This is a genomic window from Nitrosomonas mobilis, from assembly GCF_900103035.1.
Taxonomy (GTDB): Bacteria; Pseudomonadota; Gammaproteobacteria; order Burkholderiales; family Nitrosomonadaceae; genus Nitrosomonas; species Nitrosomonas mobilis.
On sequence record NZ_FMWO01000045.1, the window covers coordinates 60,451 to 84,266 of the forward strand.

A 23,816-nucleotide genomic window follows, 5' to 3' on the forward strand; every position below is an offset into this window, starting at 1 on the left:
TCTTCCTTTTAATGATTGTATATTTTGCGGCAGTTGTGTCAGAAATGGCCGGGCTCTGTAGTTTTTTCTATTAATGCCGCGGGTCTAGGGAGCAATAGAACATAAAACCCTGGTAAAAAAACTTTCAAATCACCAACACCTACAATAACCCCATAACATATGCATTTGAGCTATGATTATTTTTTCTGATGTAGAACAAGGGAGAAGGAAGTGGTGTAACCTGCAATCTATCTCGATTGCATCCATGCCAAAGTTCGTGACGCTGGTAGCGTTCGTGCCAAAGCAATTTATCTGGCGATCGTCATTAATTTCGCAAAATTTTTAATAGGTTTGGTGGGCGCTTATATAAATCCAGGAGGTGCAACATGGCAAAAATTCTCATACTGTATTACAGCATGTATGGTCATATCGAAATCATGGCAAATGCAGTAGCTGAAGGTGTGCATAGCATCGAGAATGCCGAGGCTGTCGTTAAACGTGTACCTGAACTCATGTCAGAGGAAGCTGCACGAAGAGTCGGCGCCAAGCTTGACCAGGTGGCGCCAATTGCGACCGTAGATGAGCTACCAACCTATGATGCCATTATCTTCGGTACACCAACACGCTTCGGCAATATGTGCGCACAAATGCGCAATTTTCTTGATCAGACAGGTCGATTATGGCTTGATGGTGGTCTGATCGGCAAAGTGGGTAGCGTATTTACGTCTACGGGTACACAGCACGGCGGCCAGGAAACCACGATTACCTCGTTTCATACCACTTTGCTCCATCACGGCATGATCATCGTGGGTGTTCCCTATTCCTGTCAGGAGATCATGAACATGAGTGAAATAACCGGCGGATCACCTTACGGGGCAAGCACGTTGGCTGGTGGGGATGGCAAACGGCTGCCATCAGACAACGAAATAAAAATTGCATGCTTTCAGGGTGCTCATGTCGCGCAAGTGGCCAGCAAATTATGCCGCAAATAGGTCATTAAAATCGGTTCTGCCACATTAAGCGTTTTTCATCCGACTCCCCTAGTTATTTCGTTAAGGAAAAATTTCCAGAAATTGCTTAATGCGACAGAACTCAATATTATTGATTCTGGTCAGCAAGCCAAGCTTGCAACGACACGAGCGATCTGGATTCAGGGTTGTACCGAAGTATCTGCGAGGGTTTGGCTAACGTACCTGATGTTGATACAGGAGGCATCACACCCACTGGCAATTTGTGTATGGCCGAGGCTGATTGAAGAAGTATTTGCCGGTTGATGCGGCGACCGGATTGTTTCAGCGTATGTGCCAGTAGGGTGGCTGAAAGCCAGGCAGTGCGTTGCCATTCTGCGTGCGTTATTGGCAATGAATTTTCATGTTGGAAACGCGTGAAGTTCTTATATTCGGCCGAGTCAGGAACGGGTACCCCACGCGGATTGCTGAGGATTAGCTGCACGGTGTTCGCTGTTGCGGGCAGCCTTGCCAGAGAGCCGCCCACAAGGTCGATGCTGCTATAAATTGAAGTGTTGAGACTTGAATTTTTTAAACCAGCAACAAATTTTGCGAAGCTATAATGCCTTGAGAACCAGAAGATATGGCCACTCATATTTTCGAGTGGTTGTTGAGCAAAGCCATCAGCAGTGATTTGCACGACTGAAATTCTGTTTGACGGAGGTATTGAATCTTCGAGTCGTTCACGTAGTGATGCTATGTCCTTCGCATCGGCAACTAATGTGATTTCTTCGTCGGTATGACCTGCATTATTCATAAAGGTTGATAAACTGGCAAGTTGGTCAGAAAACCCCGCTAAAAACGCAATACTGTCTGTAGACTGCGGCAATTGACCCAGTGGGAACAGCACCGGAATCCCGGGGTTGATGGAGCGGTTAATACCCTCCAGCTCAGCGGGCTTTATAATGCCACCCAAATAGCAAAAAACATCCTCGGGCAAATCCTTGGGTACGGTAAAGACCAATTGCACGATTCTGCCATGAATACCGCCGTTATCATTGAGTTCCCGAAAATACGCGTGCAGAATTTTCCGTATTAATGAAGTTACATCCAGTAACTGTCGATCGGCAGAGAGAATAACGCCAATACGCAGTGAATGATCGCTCACCCCTGGCGTGGCAGCATGATCAAGTGATTTAAGGTAACTGAATAGATTCTCGAAGTCAGTATCGCTCAGATTGTAACGCGGCATCAGTGCATGCAGCGGCTTGCCCTCGCTATCTATTCCTGCCGACAAAGCACGTTTAAGGAGTGTTTTGTTATATGCCGTAAATTGCTTAGTAGGCCTGCGTACCGCTAACGACCGCCAGGTTATGGAAGGTACTGCCACACCGCCTTCAAATCCCCCTTTACCGCCGGGTTGGTGGCACGACTGGCAAGGGAAGTTTTTCACATCCGCTTGAATACCACCGGCAATGGTGACCGTTGCTCCGTCAATGGCTACACCATTTTGATAGAAAGCCCTTCCTTGCTGTAAATCGCCGCCGTATACAAGCAAGGACATTAGTAACGCAGGCAAAAATACCAGCAGGCTAGCTCGCTTTTTGCTGGTCGACATAATCATGAATTCTATTGATTATTAAATCAGCGTTGGGAAACTGGTAGAAACTGGTCCAGTGATTATCGGTCGGATTGCCGACCAGGATAACGCTTGAATGCTCGGTTACATCGGCAGAGTACGCTCGAAGACCCAGCAATGCCTCGTTAACCGCGTTGCTGCTACCGGTTAACCACAGCCAGTTGTCTTCGTTAAAACCGTACTTCTCGGCAAAGTCACGCATTTTTTTCGGCGTGTCGAGTGCCGGATTCAAGGTCAGCGAAATCATGCGCACAGAATCTTTCAGCTCTTGAGAGTCTTCAATTTGCTTATACACCGCCCGCATGATACCGGTTGACACAGGGCACACCGTTTTGCAATCGGTGTACACAAAATTCATCACGACAATATGATTGCCCATGGCTTCGCTAACCAGCTTCATGCTACGCCGCTGAGTATCGACCATGACATGATCAAGCAGTTTGATCGAGGTGCTTTCGCCTAGCGCACCCCCCTCCGCTGCGACGCCTAAAGGTAATGAAACTGCCAGCCCAAGGCAGATTGCAAAAATAGCTTTCCGTTTCATCGCGTCACCTCCAGGGTTTGCATCGTGTTCTGCTTGAGTCCGAATTTTAAGCTGTCAGACTGAATACCAAGCAGGTACTGTCCCTGCTCGGGAAAGGTAATCGGCGCCGATACCTCCATCTTGTGATTGGCGCGAGCGCTAATACGCCGTTGCCAGTTCGAACCAGGTTTGAAAAATAACATCTGCACATCTGTGTTAGCGACGTAAGAATTCGTTATCAACCTGATTTTCACCTCAGCAGGTTCACCGGCTTTGTAGCTGGAGGGTGCTAACTTGATTGCGTCAACGGATGACTTGAATACCTCCGCGACCGCGGTACCTGAGCCTTCCACCTGCAACGGCATACAGGCGACGGTGAGTGGACTACTCAGGTAGAAAACCAGTTCGTAGTCACCCGGCCGCGGCACCATAGTGACGGTTTCGTACTGCCCGGGCCGTGTTTCCGCAAATGATTTGTCATGTATCAAAACCGCTAATGGCGCCGCAGTATAGACTTTGAACGCATTGGTCGGGGCCAGCATACCGTCTTCCATATAGAGGAACAGGGTTTTATCGGCAGGGTTATTGACGATGACAGCGCCTCCTTCGGGTAGCGGCACGATCATGGGCAAGTCAGCACTCTGCTTTCCGGGTGGCGTCACTCCAAACGAAACCTCAATCAATGCCGGGGGCTCGGAGTCACTGAGAGAATTCAGATTGATTAACGAGACGCGCGCCGAGGTGGTGTGGTGCAGATATGCGAATTGCTCGGAAAACACCAGTTGATCGAATTCGTGCTCAAACAGCAGGTAGTGAATGACCTGATTTATTGCGGTATCGATGATGATGAGCTGCTTTTGCGCTGTATCCAGTGCGATTAGCCAATGGCCGTCCGGCGTGATGTGAATTTTTTCAGGCACGCCTTGCAGTGCGACGGTAGTAATTTCAGTATCCCGGCCCGGGTACAACGTAGTGATGGTTTGCTGATCGTGGCTGCCAAAATATAATCTGTCCGCATGCGCTGAATATGCGATGTCCGATAACTGCCGTGGTACTTTGCGCCGCCAGAGAGTGACCAGAGAGACGGTGTCTACGGCGATTAATTCGCCGTCATCGGGAGAATACGCCCACAGTCTTTCCCTTTCAGAACTGAGTGCCAACAGTATCGCATTAGATTTGAGCGGGACTGTCTGTAGCAGTTGGCGTGTGTCGGTATCGACAATCATCAGCGCTTGTTGCCCTGCAATCCAAAGCAGGTTGTCATTATCAATGGCTACTATTTTTTTAGGTGCGACAGGCAAGGCAATCGTTGCGAGTACGTTACCATTAAGCGCACTGACGATGCCTAGTTGACGAGACTTCGGCTGGCTTAGGAAAATCTCGCCGGTCGTCTGATTCAGGTGCCAGTCCGTCACCGGTGATTCGAGTTTCCGTAGCGCCAGAAGATTAGCGCTGGCGAGATTAAGCCGTGGGTCCATCACACCTACCGAATTGTCTTCGTTTAACGTGATAAAACTATAGCTATTCAGATCGATATCGCGCGATGAATTCGGCCCCACCGTTAAATAATTTCTGACCGCATCCTTGCAGTCTGGCTGACCAGCCAGCCGCGGTCTTATCCACGCCCCCGGATGCAAGCCGGAGACAGCGCCATCATCGTACTTGCCGGTAATATTGAAACTGATTTTTGCGGCTTCACCGGCCACGATTGGAGATTCCGTTGTTGTCAAGTTGTTGGTGGCGCGTGCGCTCATCTGAATGTCAAGATTGCTTTCCGCCGCCGCGTGTGTAGTGTTGCCGGCCATGCAAACCAGTAACACAATTGGGGGGATCGCTCTGCAAAACACAGTTAGTTCTCTTTCACTTCGAAGATTCCCCAGGCACCGCTGGACCACATCTGGCTAGGGCCATCGCGATATTGCCACAAGCCCGAATGGGCCGAATCGATTCGGGCAGTGATGGCTTTACCGACGCTGATCAATGGTGCATGCGGTGAGCCAAATTCCGGTAGCATGTCAGGAAAGTCATGGCCGTAGACCAGAAAAGCCCGTTGCCGTGCGCGGCCGCTCGGCTGCAGTACTCGAAAGCGTACTTCTTCACCGGCATTAGCGACAAATCGTGGTGTCGCGACAGGCTTGTATGTTTCAAGGAAAAAATCGGTGGGAAAGAAGGCACCATTCAGTTCCGGCAAAGCCCATCGACCACTCGCACTGTCCAGCGCCGGGCTTTGACCCAGTCTGGCCCAGAACGGCTCGGTTGTGTAATTCAGCCCTTTCTCTCCCAGATCATAGGAGTCATCGCAAATCAGGCAATCGGGAATCGGGTGACTGTTATCCTTGCCGTCGCCCTGATAATGCAGGTTTAGCCCGTCACGATAGAAGACGACAAACTCACGAAACCGCTGCTTGTCAGCATAGCTGATATCGGCCCGTATGCCGCAGCCAATATGCAACGCCGTGCGTTCGCTGTCTTCGTCGCCTGCGACGTCGATACAGGTATAACTGGCGTTTTCTGGTTCGATAATCAACCCGCCGATCAGGCCATGTGTGGGATGATTAATGACATCTCCCAGTGAGATGAGATTGCTTGCGCCTAATTCGCGAGGCTGCGCCTTCATGCATTTCTCGTTGGTGTTATCTTCGCAGGTCTTGAGGCTAACGGTGCCCGCATACCAGTGATAGTGGCTAGGAGCGCATACAGCGCGGTCGTCAGGGTCGCAGACCTGTAATGAAGGGGCCATAACAGCGCTGTTCCAACCCACGCTACTGCCATCATTTTGATCCACCGTATAGAACACTTTCTGTGCATGCATCGACACCTGGCTGGAAGGTTTCACATCGCCCGCTCCGGCGTTTTTTTGCTCGACGGTTTGATCCACATTGAGCGGTACAATCTTCGGCATCAATGCATCTCCGGGGGCATCCTGCATGTCTTCCGGTAGCATATTAAACAGCGCCACACGCACGCACTGGCCGGCATTTGCGCGCAGCACAAGGGGCTCCAGAGGATGATCGTTGTAATAGGACTTCAAGCTGTTCAGCTTCTGTGTTGCATAGTCTCGCGCACCGGCAGAATGCGCCACATAATCCTCGGCTTCACCATTACCTACCTGTTCTGGCGTGTAACGTTCCAGCACAACAAAGGCAAGGCTGTCTGGGTCAGAAATACGCTCACGGTATTTACTTTCGCGTCCCAGCCAGTCGCCGACATCCACTGCTGCTACGGAATAGTGAACGGTGGGCGCATCTTGCGGACAACTATACTCGGTGTTTTTGTTGAATTCCTTAAAGCTTTCTCTATCAACGTTCAGTATCTCTGCGCCGCTACCATCGGCCCTGTGTTTCGCCAGCGGGCTTAAACAGGTCTTCAGACCGGCCTGGTTCAGGGGTCCGTCACATTCGAGTTTGTCGAACAGCGCCTGACACTTGGTCATATTGCGCGTATCAGCACATTCATCCAGGTTATAGGAAGAAACCGAGCGGATCAGGCCCCAGGCACCGTTCCAGATATCGTCGACCGACCCGAAGTTATACAGATAATCGGTAAACAGATCGCCGCGCAGTATGGTGTCGAGACCCAGCTGCATTTCAAAGTGTTCCGAGATGCCGACTTCCTGGGCACTGACCAACACGGTGTCTTTATCTTCCTTATCCTTGCCGATCTCGCGCGACCAGACCTGGCCATTGATATTGATGCTATGTTGTACTTCCTGCGCCCCCTGAATAAGCCGCAGCTGCGCTTTTTCCCCCTCATAGCCTGCAAATACCGGCGTTGCCGGGTCACCATGCACACGCGAACTAAAGACATTGGCCATATCGCCCCTGGGTCCGTCACGTTGCTGCTTGACGCTGTCAGAGGCGCATTTCCCTTTAGATTTATCGTCATCCAGACGCTTGCAGCCAATGCGCAGCGGGACCGGTTCGTGTTTGTAATTAACCAGATAGGGGTTGTGATGGTCCTTGGAAATAGCTTCGGGTAGCATGGGTGGATCCACGGGTCGTCCGTGTTTACCGTGCAGGACGGCATAGTGCTCGTTCAGATCGGGCAATACCGAATTAAGTGCTTTCAGCTCGGCGGTGATTTTCCCGGCAAATGCTGCATTGCCGGCGCTGTTGGCTGCTTGCGCTTGTTTTTGCAAATTATCCGCAGCAGATTGAAAATTCTCCGCGCCGGAATCCGGTCGCGAGCTGCCGTCGTACAGTAGTGCGAAATCGGCTATTGCCATGGCGAATTCACGATAATCCTCTTCGCCGCCCGCATCACCCATATGAATGATCATGGCCTCCGACCCCACCGCCTGTTCCGGCATTTCCGTGCCGTCCCGGGTCAGGAATTTCGAATCGCGCGGTTCCACCAACAGGGCTGCGTAAAAGCCGTGTTGCTGTATCGACGAAGGCCCAAAATGGTCATGGGTGAAAACAGTACGTATCGTCCGGTCTTTGCAGGACGCAGAATTCCAGATCGCCTTGCGCTTATCTGTTGCGTCAGGGTCATTATTGTCAATGGTTGCTAATTCGTCGAGGCAGGCCTGCTCGGTGGTCAGCAACGGGTCAGCATACCAGCGCTGAGTGGTCGTCTGGAAAACACCGTCTTGTTTGGCAAGGGTGACTGGCGCACCGTCGACATCCGTCGCGCTACCCTCCGGGTGATTGGCAGCGTCGATAAGATGGTCGAGTTCTTCCTTGGCGAAGGTACCGTCTTCGTAGTTAAAGCCGTTGCCCGATCCATCGGAGGCGGTGACGTCGAATTTCACCAGATGAATATGTTGACCGATTGTATCGGTCGGCGTGCGCACCTGAAAATCATCCAGATCAAGCTCGGTCGGGGTGCGATTGGTATGCTTGAAATCGATGCAGTCACCAGAATTGGCGCGGAAGAAGAACGGCTCAGCTTTGTCTGTTTGCTTGTTTTCGAACGCGCTGACATCACTGTCCAGCACATTGATACGTGCCTGCGGATCGTGCCAGCCGGCTTTGTTCACGACCAGGTCGGTTTGAATGGCCGACACCTTATACTGACGCGTGTACTTTTTGCTAAACTCCCAGGCATCACCTGTGCAAGGATCGGCAAAAGGCGCGCCAGCGACCGGAGGTTTATCATTGACAACATAGTCAGCGGCAACACCCTCCGGCGTTTTGCTGGCGTGACTACCTTGTGAATGAAACGTCATGGCGCTTTTTTCAAGCACGGTACCATCTTCCGGCAGCACCTTGATATCTGCCGTTTCAATGTGTGAAGTAAAATCTCCAGTGCGTAAGGCGTGCGCGACTAATTCATCCGGCGAGAGGCCGGCCGCTTCCGCAGCCGTTAAGCCAGACACGCCTCTTGTGCCACCGGTAACTACATGCCGGCCCAGTCCCGCTGCTTCGGCAACATCGTATGGCGCCTGAGGTGCGCGTTGCCCGCTCTTTCCGGCGATATAAAATGGATAGCCAGGCATCGCATTCTCGCCGGCGACGTCGGTGTAAGTCGGCGTTGGCGGCATGGCTTGCTTTGGCAACGGCACAATGGCTGGAATTGGTGTGCCAGACTCCGGATTGGAAATACCGCTGACCAAATCGGTACCTGTGCCCAGTTCCCCATCAGGCAATCGGCGGGTGCCGTCTTCCAGTACATCATGCACACGCCACAAAGCCCACATGCCCTGCGCGAAATGTGGGTACAGATGGCAATGAAAAATCGAGTCGCCCGGCGTCTTGTTGCGGTTACCGCTGCCGCCGTAGTAAATCGGGTAGCTGAATCCCTGTTGCGGCGCAACCGTTTGCGAGTCCAGATAGGTACCGGTATCGGATTGCTGCGACAGCCACTGATGGGCGTGCAGGTGAAAAACATGCGTTTCCTTCGGACCGGCATGTAGATTACGAAACTCTACCCGGTCATTCAGATAGGAATGGTGGACGTTGGACGGGTCGTCTGCAAAGTTTGCTAATAGTGCCGGGTCACCATTAGCCCATGATTCCAGAAAGAATTCTTCATACGCGCAGTTCACGCAGTTCTTTGCCGGACCAATTTTTTTTCGATTGGCAAGCAATAAAGTTCCCATGCCGCTGGCGCCGTAGTTGATCGCAAACCCATCGCCAATACCGGACAGGGTAAACTCGGTTGCCAGCTCTTTGAACTGGTCTGCATAAAACGTTTTTAACTCATCATGAAATACGACGGTAAATTCCCTGAAGGCGGGATTGTCATGCCCTTCTGCAGAAGTTTTTTCAACGATAATCGCGTTTAGATCGCCGTGCACCAACTCATGGCGATTGTCAGCCAGCGGTTTTAACAGCGCCAATATGGGCGTATCATCAGCCGCCGTTGCCTGATAATTTAAATAGGCATCACCTTGGCTCTGCTCGCGGGCTTGCTGGAGAGCCATGTGATCAACCTGACTGCGGTACCACTCGCTACCTTCTGGTTCTATATTGAGCACGCCAAACAAACCATGTACCAGGCTGCCACCGTCGCCCTCACCGCCCGCCGGTGCACCGTGACTAAAGAATAAATGAGTGGATCGTCTTTGCCGTTCATCCTCAGTCAGGTCAATTTGCCATGCGTAATCTATTGTCGCGCCGGGAGGAATGGGTTGCAGGCCAGTCACCAGAGGGTCATGGGCATCCCCGATTGGCGTGACACCTGAAATAGTGATCGAAGCGCAGCGGGTACGCGGCCAGTTGTCACTGCCTTTTTCACCCACCGACTTGTGATCCGACCCACAACCGGTTGTGGCGGCATCACCCTCAATGGCTGGTGGATGTACTTCAACCTCAGCTGCCAATGCCACGTTGTCTTCGACCTCGGTTTTACCGATGCTGGAATACGTTAACCCGAGTCCGGTGTCGGGTATTGGGGTATCCGGGCTGCTTGAGTCAGGCTGATTGGGCATAAGCATATTGTAAAACTTGACTTCCAGCCGATCGCCGGAATTTGCTCTGAGCACCAGTGGACGAGGGCGTTTGTCATTGCGTAAACGAACGTGACCTGGTTTCGTCTCTGCCGACATAGGCATGCATTCTTCCTCGTCGCCAACCTGGGAACATTTGTCAGTATCTACCACGTCGCGTTTGAGAGCATACATCATGCCGTATGGGTTGTAGGAGCCAAAGCGGTTGTAGGTGATTGGCTGGTCCAAAGCAACTACCTCTGCAAAGAGAACGCGCCTCGCAGGCGGAGAAGTCGGCGCGTCGCTGTTTTTCTCAAGCAAATCGCAGGCAGGCAGAATGCAGGTAGAAAGTGCAAGCAGAATATAGTTAAAATAACTCTTGTTCATCATTCGCCCCGTTACGTTATCAAGTATTCTCGATTTTTCGGTCTGCTAAACTCAGCTATTAACCTCAACGCTATCCAGCAGTAGCATTGACGGTCGGCAATGGCTATTGGTCTGCGCGAATGCACCCGTCGACACAATCCAGTAAAGCGTACCCGAGAAGTTTTGTTGCGGTTGCCAACAGGAAACTTGCCAGCAAATGTTCTGCCGTGAGCTATCGGGAATGTTTTTTGATTGACCGAGAACCGTGGTGTAGGTTGGTGTCGCGTTGGCGAAGTCCCCAGCGCTACCTGGGTCATCCTGATCATAAGCCACAAATAATGCGAAGCTATTGAAGCAAATCGATGTGTGTGACTCTAGCGGCAGAAACGCCCAGATAAACCGCAGCTCGCTGTTGGCCGACAGATTGACGTCTCTGCACTCCAGAATCGAACCATCGATTCCAATGGTGCTTAACACTGAAAAGAAACTGGTGTCGCACGGGTCAGGAAAACCGTTGCCAGTAGGTCTGCCGGTCACCGGGTCGAATGCAGGGTCATCGAGTACGACAATATTTCCACCCTGTAGCGGCTTAAAAGTGGTGGCAGGAACACCCCCGTCATAATCGATGCCAGCCAGACACTGGCCGCGCCCATGCAAGATGTAGCCATCAAAGGCATTTTGAAAGAAACGATTGTTCGCTAGTAAAGGCATTGCAATTACCTCCTTGAACATAAGCATTGGGCATAGGAGAAATGCACCACTTATCCCACGAGCATTAAATGTACAGAGATCTAGCTCAACTGTCAAAAGCGGTGGTAAGCGACCGAAAAATGACTGTATTCAGGTTAAGTTAGCACAAAACGTCAAAGATATTGCAGCGTTTTGGCGCTTCCGGCGCAAGACACCCAGGGGTAAAGGTTCTGTCGCATTTAGCAAGATCATCGATACATTCGATATAACGTGCTGACCATTAAGGAGATGGTGCTGCTACATGCCTATTGTAAAAAGATGCGGTTTCCGATTGAGGTAATTCTGGTTTGTATCCGTTGGTACGCAGCGTATCCGTTAAGTTGCCGACACCTGGAAGAAATGATGGAGAAGCGTGGTGCCAATCAAGCAGCTATTGATTAGATCATCAAGAATAATGACACTTCTATTGTCGTCAGGCAGGTCAAATACCTCAACAATATCGCGGTACAAGACCACTTGGGTAGTGAAGCGAATAACAAAACTAATGCTCGGATTCAAATCTTTTCAATCAGCTAAAAATACCCTGTCTGGCATAACCCATGCACATGACTTGCAAAGGTCAGTCGATGATGGAAGGAGCTGACAAGATGTCTTTTGTTAAACGATTTTATGCTCTGGTTAGATAATCGCGTCAAGACCAACTGTACGCTTGATAAGACCAACCAGATATCAGCTTTCTTTCGTTAATGCGACAGAACTCAATAATTCTGTTGCAGCTGAAGTCTTTTTTGCGGATGCGTGTCACGACGCGCTTGATGATATAGATAAGGCTGAGCAAGCCTATTTGTACTTTCGCTCTTGCACAGCCGATGGTGCGAATAGAGATTGCACTTATTTCATCTGTCATCGAGCCAAATACATGCTCAACCCGCGCGCGCCTGCGATCTCTCCTTGCTGCTTTGCTTCTGTGCTGCTGTGAGCGGATAATTACGCGCACCCTTTTCATGAATGTGGCTTTTGTGCCCGATTGCAATCAGGTTTTCTTTCTGCGTATGGCTGCGATAGACCGAGTCCGCGTAAACATCCGCTCCATCCATTGCAGGGGATTGCAACACGTCTACCGGAATCCGGCTGTCATGGACTTGTGCTGAAGTTATCTCCCCTGCGGCGATCAACTTGGTCTCCCGATTAACATTAGCATGATTCTTGTAACCATGGAACTGCTCGGTGCTCTTCTTCGACATGGTCCTGGCATCAGGCACGACTCCCGCCAAATCAAGGACCTGTCCCTTTTCTGTGCTAACGCGTATTCATACGCTAATGCTGCTTTCTAGCGGTGGAATTCACCTGATCTTTCTGGCTGATATGTAATCTCGTGAATTTGAACACGCAGAACACCACCTCCTGGTTTCGGCCACTCAATTTCATCTCCTTGTGAAAGGCCAAGCAATGCGCTTCCAATGGGTGCCAAAATTGATAATGTTTTACCACTCAAATCACTGTCCTTCGGATAGACAAGTGTCAACTCGAACTCCTCACTCGAAGATTCAACCTTGAATCGAACGGTTGAATTCATGGTGACAGTTGTAGCTGGAACATCCTTTGGTTCTACTACTCTAGCCCTTGCCAACTCGGATTCCAACTCAACCTTGCCTATAAACCCATTGTTTGGTAACGAGTCTAAGAGTCTTTCTAGTCTTTCGGAATCTACCGTTGAGATCACTATTTCTGGCCTTGTTTTCATTTCCATCCTCGTTTTCATTCCTATCCTCTGTAGCATTCTCACAATGCTACTCTAAATGTATGCGGCCCAACGCCGCGCCCACCAAAAAATTGGAGCGAAGCATAAATTTATCCGAGTGTAGCGCATTGTTAACGCTTATTCTCATGTTTAGTTATGGGATGCTCGCCCAAGTCTTGGGGAGGCTCTTCTAGCCTAGTATTTTAACGATGTCAAGCCAAATGATGTAATCATAATCAACGATCTGCCTGCGCTCGTGAAACCGCTGCGGGATGCCGATTCAATCAAAAAAGATAATCGTGGCCCTATCAGCCGCATCGAACATTGAGAGATCTTTACAAAACCCCAATAGTTGAAAAATTAATAATTTACAATCAATTGGATAAAGCTTATGACGAGAATTTTTGCAATAGTCTTATTGAATTAATTACCGATCCAGGACAATTCGATATCGCGTCTTACCAGAACGAAGGTGCTCCATTGCATCGTTGACTTTATCCATTGGAAAATGCTCAGTCACAGGCGCTACATCATGACGCGCAGCAAATTCAAGCATTTTACGAATGGTTGCGGGACTGCCGACCGGTGATGAACTCACTGACAACTGGCTAAACATCATTGGGATAAGGTTTAAATCCAGAGGCGTTGTGACTGCGCCCAACAGGTGTAATCGACCCCGCGGTTTGAGCAAACCAATATAGCTATTCCAGTCAAGCGTGACGTTGACGGTCGAAAGCAACAAATCAAAGCGACTGGTGACATCCTTGATGGCGCACGGCGCACGGGAATTAATCACCTCGTGCGCTCCAAAGTCCAGAGCTGCTTGTTCTTTCCCCTCCCCAGACGTAAAGGCAGTGACATGGCAGCCCCAAGCCCGTGCGAACTTTAAAGCCAGGTGTCCTAAGCCACCAATCCCGATGACACCAATGCTGTCTGTGGGCGAGATGCCAAACTGCATCAAGGGATCAAACACCGCCATTCCGCCGCAGAACAATGGACCCGCCGTCTTGGCGTTAAGGTCGTCAGGCAATTTGACAACACTTGCGCCATGAGCGCGAACAGTATCAGCAAACCCACCATGACGACCCGCAATCGTGGGCTGCGCATCTGAACACAAATTGTGATGCCCACCGAAGCACTGATCGCAAGTCATACAATATCCCGCGTGCCAACCCAAACCGACTCGCTCTCCGACCGAGAGATGCGACACCTGATTGCCAACGGCTTTGACTTTGCCAATCACTTCATGACCGGGAACCAGTGGAAATTGCGTCATTCCCCAAGCATTCTCTAGCATACTGAGATCGCTATGACAGATGCCGCAAGACTCCACGGCGATATCGACTTCTTGCGGACCAATCGCCCCCAACTGATATTCAAATGGTTTTAAAACACCATTGGCTTTACTCGCTGCATACGCATGAACTGTACTCATTTTCAGCTTCTCCTATTCCTGTTTTAACGCGGGGCTATTTTGCGTCAGCCTTACCAGCCGGTTTATGTTTGGACGTATTCAGCAATATATCGTAATTCTCTAAAAAGTGAAGTGCCCGCTCGCAACAAAGGTTTGATAGAAAGAAAACGGACTACTATCGGGTTAACCACCTTACGCCACTGGCCATCGAATGACGATCAGGATATTCGTCTGGAATACAGCATTAAGCGACGTCTGAACAATGTAAATGGAGCGAACGGCCCAATATCGCCCACTCTGCAAAAACAAAAAGGGTAAGTAATGCAATCGACTACTCGCTATATGCCAGCCATATGGGTAAATCGACTGAATTAAAAGAATTTAGACAATCTTAAGGTAACAAAATTATCCTGCCTGAAGAAAGACACTGGATTCTTAGGAGCTTCTTCAAAAAATGCCTGCCCGATAAATTCGATTTTCAAGTCCTCACCGAAACGACGCTCAGCTTCAACACGCAAGGTTGCTGGCCCATCCTCAATATCAGTTACAAAACCGGCGAGAACAGATGAAGCCTGAACGTCATTAAAGGCGAGGCGCGTACCCAGAAAAATATCCTTGTCATAAATTGTAGGAAAAATTTGATTGTCTCGAATGTCATTAAAGCTCAGCTTATCCCGGCCGTCATACAGTCCTTCCACAATGAGACCAAGATCAACATCACTTTCGGCAACCTGGAAGAAGGTGTACTCCAATCCGGCTACCACCGCAGCAAAAGTATCACCCTGACCTTCACGGACGATACCTTCAAACTTCCAAAGCCAGGCATCGTGAGTCAATTGAAGATCAATGCCAGCCTGGGTAATTAAGGTGTAATGGGGTGTAAAACTCTGGCTGTCAGCCGATAAAACAAGAGAAGGTTCGCGATTGATGCCGCGAAAGACATGTAACCCCAGATCAAAATCACCAAAAAAATGGGAATAACGCAAGGCGACATCGGGGTGCCACTGTTCAGCACTATTACCATAAACAGCATCTCCTGTTTTAACAGGAAGCGGCGTTCTAAGCCGTCCATCGCGTCCCGGAAAGGTTCGTTCACGAAATCCTGTCATTAAAAAGACATCAAATCGACCGAAATCAGACTGATGGCCCACCTGCACCATGGGTTGGCCAAGAAAATCTTCTTCATCGATGTCTTCAACAGCATCAATCTGATTGATGATATTAACCAGATGACGGGATTCTGTCACCCCCCAGAATATACGCGTGGCGCCTACCAAAAACTCCCATTTACCCGCAATTTTTCGCCAATTTGCCTCCCGGATATCAAAATGAGTACGTTTATCATCTGCGGCATCTACGCGAATGAAGGGCGTAAATTTTAACAATGAATCGCGGTCTGCATTACGCCAGCGAAATTCTGGTTCGAGAAAGCTTGAGAACTGCACACCTTCGACCTGACCAGGCCATAATGATGCTTCAGGAAACCCACGCAGCTCTAAAGCAGCTTGACCGCTAAAGTCGAACGATTGTGCCGAAACCACAGACAACTTGAAAAGAAACAAAGCAGCAAGTGCCTTGATTAAAATAAGCATTGATACAATAACCTTTCGCAATTTTTCATGACACTTGCCAATCTAACGTTCTCTAACGCTGGCGCGACAGCGCACCCCTGACGAAATCTCCGTCGCCGAGGCCTACATTAAATTCATATGCCTTGAAAAAAAGGTCCGTGCTTTTACCCGTTTGATGATTTTCCATGCGCCACACATGTGCCCGTCAGTATTTGTCATCATAAAGTTGATAATCTTCAAACAGCTGGGTTTTCAGCAGGCTGCCTTTGCGATCGTAATATTCAATCTTGCGCGCTTGATAATCAGTCTGATCAACCCATCCAATTTGCCGTGTATAACCAGAATCTTTATAAAGTGGACGCCGCTCGACAACATCACAGGTCAGCTCTCCACACGCTTCTTCACGCAACCAGGTATATTCATATTTCTCAAGCTCCTGACCGGTAATATCTTCAAAAGCAAATTCTGAACCGACAAATGGGCCCGATTTGTTTTTTGATGAAATACGCTTCACGCGTTTTAGCGCTGGCAGATAAAGCCACTGATCGTCCGGGTCCAATATTTTCGCGTAAGAAAGTAACGCCGTACTTTCAATATCTGCGGGCGAGAAAAAAACAATCAGATTTTTATCTCCGACGGACTCATCCGGAAGTTCTAGAGTTGACTGCTCAAGCACACGTCGAGATTCTGCACCTGAGGCATTTTTCAGCACCATTTCAAGCTCTACACGGCTGTTATTAAAGCCTCGATCTGAGCGGTCGGAGCGCGCAGCAATATCAAATCCTTTTTGATCGAGATCTTCTGCAACAACGGGTAGCGCAAAGCTTACCAACATGAAAGCGCCCGTTAAAATCCTATGGTTAAGGTTAAATTGTTTGTGTTTTTTCAGTATTAGCATATGAAGCTCCTTTTGTTTTAGATTGGGCGCGTAACATTAAAAGCGCTGGTAACAACAACAGATCTACAACCAAGGCGATAAGAATGGCGAGTGCTGTCAGCGTTCCCATATCACCCGTAATCTTGAATGATGAAAACATGAGCACACTAAAGCCAAACGCCAGAATCAGCGCATTCGCCACAACGGCAGCCCCGACGGTATCAAAGGTGTAGCGAATCGCGTCCTCAATGGAGAGTACCAATTCTTCACGAGCACGCTGGTATTTCGTCAGGATATGGACCGTGTTGTCGACGATAATACCGAGAGAAGTGGCGGATACTGTCGCTGCAGCCATGCCCACTTCTCCCACTAACAATGCCCATACGCCGAAGGTCATAATGAGTGGTGCAATATTTGGAATCAAACTGAGAAGTCCAAAACTGAAGCTCCTCAACGCGATCATCATGACAATGGAAATCAAAATAACGGCGACGATGTTGCCGCCAATCATGTCTTGTATATTGCGCTCAGAGATAAAGGAAAACAGATAGGTTGCGCCAGTGCCATATACTTCATTCCCCGGTGAACGGGAATCCCACCAGGCATCGATATCTTTTAGGAATTGCCGCGTCTCTCCTGTCGTAATTTCATCCAGCGTAACTGAAACCCGGGTTGATGATTTGTCAATGTCTATGCGGTCATTTAAGTCCAATCCATATGGTAATGACAACTCATAGAGCAGCAGATATTGTGCAGCCAGCTCGCGTTCGCCGGGAATATGATAATAGGCCGGGTCATCGGCATTCATATTTTTACTCAGCCGCTTGATGATGTCCGTATATGAATAAACATGGCGTACTTTTGCATATTCCCGTAGCCAGATCGCAAAGTCATCCAGGTCTTGCAGATATTTAGGCTCACTAATGGCACCAGGTGCCCCAGCAGGTACTGAGTATTCCAGAATATAAAGCCCTGTCAGATGATTGATAGCAAACTTCGCATCACCACGAAATTCCACCCTATCATCAAAGTATTCAACCCATTGATCATTCAGATTAATTGTTGGTATGGCACAAGCTAGCCCGATAAAAATAAGACCCACAAAAACCAGTGTAGCGCGTGCGCGTGCAATAACGAACTCGGCAAGTTTGTTAATTGCCTCCTGCAGCGGACCTCGGGATTTATCTGAGTAGGTTTGCACACTGAAAGGTAGAATCGCTAACAATGCTGGCAAAAATGTAAGCGAATAAAACCAGGCGGCTGTAATCCCGAAGGCTGCAATATTTCCCAGAGCATTGAATGGTGGCGCATCGGAAAAATTAAGCGCTAAAAAACCGATAACCGTCGTTAAACTGGTAATTGAAACAGCCAGGAAATTAACGCGCATACTTTCCTTGATGGCCGCAATTTTGTCATCGCCTACACGCATGCGTTGTGCCATCGTGATCAATATATGAATAGAGTCCACAATCGCGAGTGTTAGGATCACAACCGGCGCGCTGCCCGAGAATGGCGAAATGGTGATGCCTGCCCAGCCCGCAAAACCCATCGCAGCAATTGTTGCAAATGTAATAACAAGTACAGTCGAAATGACACCAGAAAAGTTCCGTATGATTAACCATGTGATAAGGACCAGCACCAAAAACATCGGCCCATAGAGCGTTTCTGCATCATTGATTGTAGCCTCAAAAAAAGCAGCATTGAGCGCCGATATTCCCGTGAGGGCGATCTTCAGGTCGGGATATTCCTGTTCGAATTCGGATACAAGTGCGCGTGCAAAATGAATGGCTTCTGGCAGCTCACTCTCACTGAGCCCCGGGTATTGCAACGTTACATTGATACCTGATGCGCCACGATCAAGTGCGACAAGACTACCGGCAAGTAAGGGCTCTTTAAGCGCGATGTCAACCCGCTTGGCTATTTCTGCCTGCGAAAGATTGGCTGCATCTTCAATCAAGTCTTCTACAATTAAATCGTCATCTATTGCATAGGTATGTTGAAAATTCGTGATTGAATCGACCCGTATCGCGAATGGAACCATCCAAGCGCGTGCGGTTAATGCTTCAATGGCTTGGGCAACAAACGGTTGATCAATCGTGCCTGACTTCGGTTTAACGACAAAAAGAAAATTGTCGTTTTTTGTATATGTCTCCTCAAACTTCTCAAATGTAAGCAAATCAGGATTTTTATCGCTAAAAAAGACTCGATAATTATGTGAAGCCTGAATTTGCATCAATCCAGCAGCGAGAACAAAAAAGACAGTAATTGCGAAAAAAATTGTCTTCAGACGATTTTTAATGACGAATTCCGCCCATTGAAGTGCAAAACGATCAGTTTTGTTTAATTGTTTGGTTTCGTTTCTAATGACAGTCACTGCAACCTCCATTTAAGATCATATGATCTTTTATCGTCAAAAAATTTTTAAAATTTGTGGCAAGTACAAGTACTAAATATTTGTAATGGATGCCAATTGATTCAAATACTGGATCTATCTATATCAACACGTATTTAAACAAACAAGGCTCAATTCGCGTTAAGTAACGACGGCACGAGCTCCGAAAGTCAGAGAGAGTAATGACGAGAGTGATGCTTCGGTGAGAGTTGACGGGTCAAGGGTGCGGAACCAGCCGAAATAGGAACCGAGATACTTGGCGGCATTAGTTGCAGGTTCACTATTTAATGCGAATTAAGCTTTACACAGTATCACACGATTAAGGCTGACCGATCTTAATTGTGAAAATTTTATGGGGGTGTAAATAGTCATTCAGCAGGAAACTGTTTATTTACTTCTGGAGTAAAGATGACCACACACAAATCCCTGCCGACCGACTTAATTGGTAGTTTGTTGGCCGATTACAAAAAGCCAGAAGATTTAATCGGTGAGAATGGTCTTCTCAAGCAACTCACCAAAGCGCTGGTTGAACGTGCCCTACAAGCAGAGATAGCCGAGCATCTTGGTCACGATAAGCACGAAACTGTAACCCATCCCCCTGGCAATGGCAAAAATGGCAAAAATTATAAGCATCAAACCCCCTGGGCGGGGCTCTATCAAGCAATAAAAAGAATTCATCATCCATGCGGCGGCAAAAATCGGCCTTGTTGTAGCCATTACATTCATTGAGTGAACGAATCATCAAGCTAAGAATAAAACCAGCCGTGATAATTGACCGACTTTAAGCCCGGCATGATACCGGTCGGGCTTTGGATCAGTATAATCGTCAATCCATGTTCCGTAATCACGATGAAGTTCATCGAGACTTAATACCAATGCGGACCGAGGGCTAACGCATCCCCGATAAATGCACCCATCATCGCGCCGCAAGCTCGATCCTGAATGCTTCCATTAAACATAAGCGTGTCCTGTGTATAAAAAGGGCTTAGCTGTTCTCCAAACCTATGCTAAAGCATGCTGATGCGGTCAACCGTAAAAACAAAGCTGCAATTGGTCATGCTGATGCCAGGTTCGTCTGGCTGATTCAGATTATCGGCAGAGCAATATACCTTGATCAGCTTTTTGCAGTACAGTTCTTGCTCCCACAGAGTGAATTTCAGGGGCGACTATTTTAATTACAGCAAACTTAAAGGGTTCGCTATGGACTTTTTACCAATTTTCATGAACGTCAAAGACCGCCTCTGTCTGATAATAGGCGGTGGCGAGGTTGCACAGCGCAAGGCATCCGTGCTGCTGGATGCTGGCGCAATGGTTAAGGCGGTAGCGCCGGAGTTTCTTGAGGAATTTTCGGGTTTAGCAGGTATTGAGTACGTAGTGCAGCGATTTCAACCAAACCACCTGGACGGAGCAATTCTAGTCATCGCCGCAACGGATGATCATGTAGTCAACCATGAAGTTTCAAAACTGGCACGCGCGCGGAACATTCCGGTGAATGTAGTTGACAATCCGGACTTATGTACCTTCATCATGCCGTCGATTCTGGATCGCTCGCCGTTAATGGTGGCATTTTCCAGCGGTGGTGCTTCGCCTGTACTTGCCCGAATGCTGCGTGGCAAGCTGGAAACCATGATTCCACAGGGATATAGCCGCTTGACTGCATTTTGTGCACGATTACGTAACACGGTCAGAACAGGCATTACTGAGCCGGCTATACGGCGCATTTTCTGGGAAAACGTGCTGGAGGGTACTATTGCCGAGAAAGTACTCGCAGGCGACGAGGCAGATGCGGAAGCCATGCTGCTCGATCAGTTAAAAAAAGGTAACAAGCCTCCAAGTGGTGAAGTGTACCTGGTAGGTGCAGGGCCAGGTGATCCTGATTTGCTGACATTCCGTGCCTTGCGTCTGATGCAGAAGGCGGACATCGTGCTCTTTGATAATCTGGTATCCAAACCTATTGTTGAAATGACACGGCGCGATGCGACACGTATCTATGTTGGCAAACAGCGCAATAATCATACCTTGCCACAGGAAGAAATCAATGTATTACTGGTACGGCTGGCACAGGAAGGCAAACGCGTACTTCGTCTCAAGGGGGGTGATCCGTTCATCTTTGGACGCGGTGGAGAGGAAATTGAAACGCTTGCCGCACATGGCATTCCTTTTCAAATTGTACCCGGCATCACCGCCGCATCCGGTGTCGCCAGTTACGCAGGCATTCCACTGACGCACCGCGATTACGCACAATCATGCACCTTCGTCACTGGACACCTGAAAAATGGCACGACGAATCTCGATTGGGAAAGACTCGCACGCCCTAATCAGACGATCGTGTTCTATATGGGTCTACATGGTCTTGAAACGATCTGCGCCCAGCTTGTTTCACATGGCCTGCCGGCAGGCACGCCGGCTGCGCTAGTGCAGCAGGGGACAACTCAAGATCAGCGTATCTATACCGGGACATTGGCAACGTTGCCCGAAATCGTGCAAACTGAAAAACCCAGACCACCGACCTTGATCATTGTGGGCGGAGTAGTTACCCTCCGGGAAAAATTAAACTGGTTTCATCCAGAGAAATCTGAATAATGCCTACTGACTATGGCGCAGATTAACCTGGCGCATCAACTCGTATATATTTAATATTGATTGTCGCCGGCTGAAGCAAGATTTAAATTTGACTATTTTCATGATTACGCTGGTTCTTCTGTGAAGTTGACCTAAATTTTATTTAGTTGCTTATATTCTGTACCCCAGGCTTGAGTTTGCCCAATCCACTTTCATGGTAGTCGACGGAAATTCAATTTTACGTAAAGCCCCCCCAATTTCTTCGGCCAAACGTCGAAATTCAGCCACATCCATCTCCCGAGGCACAATAAACACCTGGTTTGCTCCTGATCTATAATGAACCAATACTTTCATGGCGCTAATCTCAACTAATTATTTTGAAACGGAAACACACTTTTGATCCTGTCAGATTTATTCACTTTGCCTGGCGTTCATTTCACATTAGTTGCCAAGCAATGTAAAATTACATGCGCGGTTACTATCCAACGACCATTCCCGGCATTCTAGAACGTCCCAAATAATTCAAACATCGGAGTAAACAAGTATTTATGGCTCAATACGTTCTCATCATGAATCGTGTCAGTAAAACTGTCCCGCCCAAACACACCATTCTCAAGGATATTTCCCTGAGTTTCTTGCCAGGTGCAAAAATCGGCTTGCTCGGGCTGAATGGTTCAGGTAAATCCACCTTGCTGAGAATCATGGCTGGTGTGGATAAGGAGTTTGATGGGGAATGCACGCCGATGCCTGGACTTAAAATAGGATACTTACCACAAGAACCACAACTTGATCCTGGGCTAACGGTACGTGAGGCAGTTCAAGCTGGGCTTGGCGAGGCATTCAATGCCCAACAGCAACTCGATGCTATCTATGCTGCTTATGCTGAACCAGATGCGGATTTTGATGCGCTGGCCGCCGAACAATCGCGGCTGGAAGCTATTCTGATCGCGCAGGAAGGGGGAGACAACCTGGAGCAGCAAATGGAAATTGCTGCGGATGCATTACGCCTGCCGCCATGGGATGCATTGATCCAAAATCTCTCGGGTGGCGAGAAACGTCGGGTTGCACTGTGCAGACTGCTGCTCTCCAGACCAGACATGCTCTTGCTGGATGAGCCCACCAATCACCTTGATGCGGAATCGGTCGAGTGGTTGGAGCAATTTCTGGCGCGCTTTCCTGGAACGGTGGTTGCTGTCACGCATGACCGCTATTTTCTCGATAATGCCGCTGAGTGGATCCTTGAACTGGATCGTGGTCATGGAATTCCCTGGAAAGGTAACTACTCGAGCTGGCTTGAGCAAAAACAGAACCGCCTGAAACAAGAAGAAAGTACGGAATCTGCCCACCAGAAATCACTAAAAAAAGAGCTGGAATGGATCAGGCAAAATCCCAAAGGAAGGCAATCCAAATCCAAGGCGCGGCTGGCACGTTTTGAAGAACTCAACTCGCAGGATTATCAGAAACGCAACGAAACACAGGAAATCTTTATTCCGGTGGCTGACAGATTGGGGAATGAAGTAATCGAGTTTATCGATGTCTCCAAGGGATTTGGTGATCAGTTGTTAATCGACAATCTGAATTTCAAGATACCACCAGGCGCTGTTGTTGGCATCATCGGACCTAATGGTGCTGGTAAATCGACGCTTTTTCGCATGATTATCGGCAAGGATCAGCCGGATAGTGGGGAAATCAAGATTGGTGATACCGTCAAGTTTGCTTATGTGGATCAATCCCGAGATGCATTAGCTGCTAACCAGACTGCATTCCAAATGATTTCAGATGGTCTTGACATATTAACGGTCGGCAAATATGAAATTCCTGCACGAGCTTATTTAGGCAGATTTAACTTCAAGGGACCAGATCAGCAGAAACTGGTTGGTACGCTCTCCGGTGGCGAACGAGGCAGACTGCATCTAGCCAAAACACTGATATCCGGTGGAAATGTGCTGCTGCTAGACGAGCCTTCCAATGACCTGGATATCGAAACACTGCGCGCGCTTGAAAATGCACTACTGGAATTTGCTGGTTGCGTACTGGTCATCTCCCATGATCGCTGGTTCCTCGATCGTATTGCAACGCATATCCTCGCTTTTGAAGGTAATTCACAAGTCACATTTTTTGCTGGAAACTATCATGAATATGAGATCGACAAGCGCACACGCCTTGGTGAAGAAGGGGCGAAACCCAAACGTATCCGCTACAAACCGATTACCCGATAAAAATGTAACTCCAGCAAATTGGTGA

17 protein-coding genes and 1 pseudogene are annotated in these 23,816 nt (G+C 48.7%); 4 read left to right on the top strand and 14 right to left on the bottom strand.

All coding sequences use genetic code 11. From position 1 onward, the window contains the following. Positions 1 to 365 precede the first annotated feature (365 nt). Positions 366 to 971 (top strand): NAD(P)H:quinone oxidoreductase, encoded by a 606-nt coding sequence (gene wrbA / locus NSMM_RS06335; protein ID WP_090285726.1) that lies wholly within the window; start codon positions 366 to 368, stop codon positions 969 to 971. Between the two features lie 106 nt (positions 972 to 1,077). Here wrbA and NSMM_RS06340 read toward each other — a convergent pair whose 3' ends face one another. From NSMM_RS06340 to NSMM_RS06400, 13 genes are all read right to left on the bottom strand, one after another. Continuing rightward, positions 1,078 to 2,544, bottom strand: coding sequence for a c-type cytochrome (locus NSMM_RS06340; RefSeq protein ID WP_176753876.1), 1,467 nt, complete (start codon positions 2,542 to 2,544; stop codon positions 1,078 to 1,080). Next, positions 2,519 to 3,109, bottom strand: a complete 591-nt coding sequence (locus tag NSMM_RS06345; protein ID WP_090285731.1) for an SCO family protein — start codon at positions 3,107 to 3,109, stop codon at positions 2,519 to 2,521. Before NSMM_RS06345 ends, NSMM_RS06340 begins: the two co-directional genes overlap by 26 nt. Next, the gene (locus NSMM_RS06350; RefSeq protein WP_090285733.1) at positions 3,106 to 4,893 is read right to left on the bottom strand and encodes a YncE family protein; all 1,788 of its coding nucleotides are present in this window, start codon (positions 4,891 to 4,893) and stop codon (positions 3,106 to 3,108) included. The genes NSMM_RS06345 and NSMM_RS06350 overlap by 4 nt, the downstream gene beginning before the upstream one ends. Before the next feature lie 44 nt (positions 4,894 to 4,937). Beyond that, positions 4,938 to 10,346, bottom strand: a complete 5,409-nt coding sequence (locus NSMM_RS06355; protein WP_090285735.1) for a cupredoxin domain-containing protein — start codon at positions 10,344 to 10,346, stop codon at positions 4,938 to 4,940. A gap of 51 nt (positions 10,347 to 10,397) precedes the next feature. Further along, a complete protein-coding gene (locus tag NSMM_RS06360) occupies positions 10,398 to 11,036 on the bottom strand; it encodes a hypothetical protein (protein ID WP_090285738.1) in 639 nt (212 codons plus the stop codon). 354 nt (positions 11,037 to 11,390) lie between these two features. After that, a complete protein-coding gene (locus NSMM_RS16035; RefSeq protein ID WP_218121030.1) occupies positions 11,391 to 11,573 on the bottom strand; it encodes a hypothetical protein in 183 nt (60 codons plus the stop codon). A gap of 133 nt (positions 11,574 to 11,706) precedes the next feature. After that, positions 11,707 to 12,021, bottom strand: coding sequence for a hypothetical protein (locus tag NSMM_RS17020; protein ID WP_425412354.1), 315 nt, complete (start codon positions 12,019 to 12,021; stop codon positions 11,707 to 11,709). Further along, positions 11,939 to 12,289: a transposase gene (locus NSMM_RS06375; protein ID WP_218121031.1), complete on the bottom strand. Its 351-nt coding sequence runs from the start codon at positions 12,287 to 12,289 to the stop codon at positions 11,939 to 11,941. The genes NSMM_RS17020 and NSMM_RS06375 overlap by 83 nt, the downstream gene beginning before the upstream one ends. Before the next feature lie 56 nt (positions 12,290 to 12,345). Beyond that, positions 12,346 to 12,765, bottom strand: coding sequence for a nucleoside diphosphate kinase regulator (gene rnk / locus NSMM_RS06380; protein WP_342671778.1), 420 nt, complete (start codon positions 12,763 to 12,765; stop codon positions 12,346 to 12,348). A 418-nt stretch (positions 12,766 to 13,183) separates the two neighbouring features. Then, positions 13,184 to 14,191, bottom strand: a complete 1,008-nt coding sequence (gene ahr / locus NSMM_RS06385) for an NADPH-dependent aldehyde reductase Ahr (RefSeq protein ID WP_090285749.1) — start codon at positions 14,189 to 14,191, stop codon at positions 13,184 to 13,186. Between the two features lie 350 nt (positions 14,192 to 14,541). After that, on the bottom strand, positions 14,542 to 15,762 hold the full coding sequence (locus NSMM_RS06390) for a hypothetical protein (RefSeq protein WP_090285752.1): 1,221 nt from the start codon (positions 15,760 to 15,762) through the stop codon (positions 14,542 to 14,544). 184 nt (positions 15,763 to 15,946) lie between these two features. Continuing rightward, positions 15,947 to 16,639 (bottom strand): outer membrane lipoprotein-sorting protein, encoded by a 693-nt coding sequence (locus tag NSMM_RS06395; protein ID WP_218121032.1) that lies wholly within the window; start codon positions 16,637 to 16,639, stop codon positions 15,947 to 15,949. Further along, positions 16,608 to 18,992, bottom strand: coding sequence for an efflux RND transporter permease subunit (locus NSMM_RS06400; protein ID WP_218121033.1), 2,385 nt, complete (start codon positions 18,990 to 18,992; stop codon positions 16,608 to 16,610). The genes NSMM_RS06395 and NSMM_RS06400 overlap by 32 nt, the downstream gene beginning before the upstream one ends. Positions 18,993 to 19,418: 426 nt before the next feature. On the opposite strand from NSMM_RS06400, the pseudogene NSMM_RS06405 reads away from it, so the two are divergent. Both NSMM_RS06405 and cysG read left to right on the top strand, forming a co-directional pair. After that, a pseudogene (locus NSMM_RS06405) lies at positions 19,419 to 19,640 on the top strand (transposase); the annotation flags it as partial. A gap of 570 nt (positions 19,641 to 20,210) precedes the next feature. Then, positions 20,211 to 21,593, top strand: coding sequence for a siroheme synthase CysG (gene cysG / locus NSMM_RS06415; RefSeq protein WP_090285757.1), 1,383 nt, complete (start codon positions 20,211 to 20,213; stop codon positions 21,591 to 21,593). 150 nt (positions 21,594 to 21,743) lie between these two features. Here cysG and NSMM_RS15125 read toward each other — a convergent pair whose 3' ends face one another. Further along, on the bottom strand, positions 21,744 to 21,926 hold the full coding sequence (locus NSMM_RS15125) for a hypothetical protein (protein ID WP_143001880.1): 183 nt from the start codon (positions 21,924 to 21,926) through the stop codon (positions 21,744 to 21,746). A gap of 194 nt (positions 21,927 to 22,120) precedes the next feature. Between NSMM_RS15125 and ettA the strand changes: the two genes are divergently transcribed. Then, complete coding sequence (gene ettA / locus NSMM_RS06420) at positions 22,121 to 23,791, top strand: energy-dependent translational throttle protein EttA (protein WP_090285759.1); 1,671 nt, start codon at positions 22,121 to 22,123, stop codon at positions 23,789 to 23,791. The last annotated feature ends 25 nt before the right edge of the window (positions 23,792 to 23,816 follow it).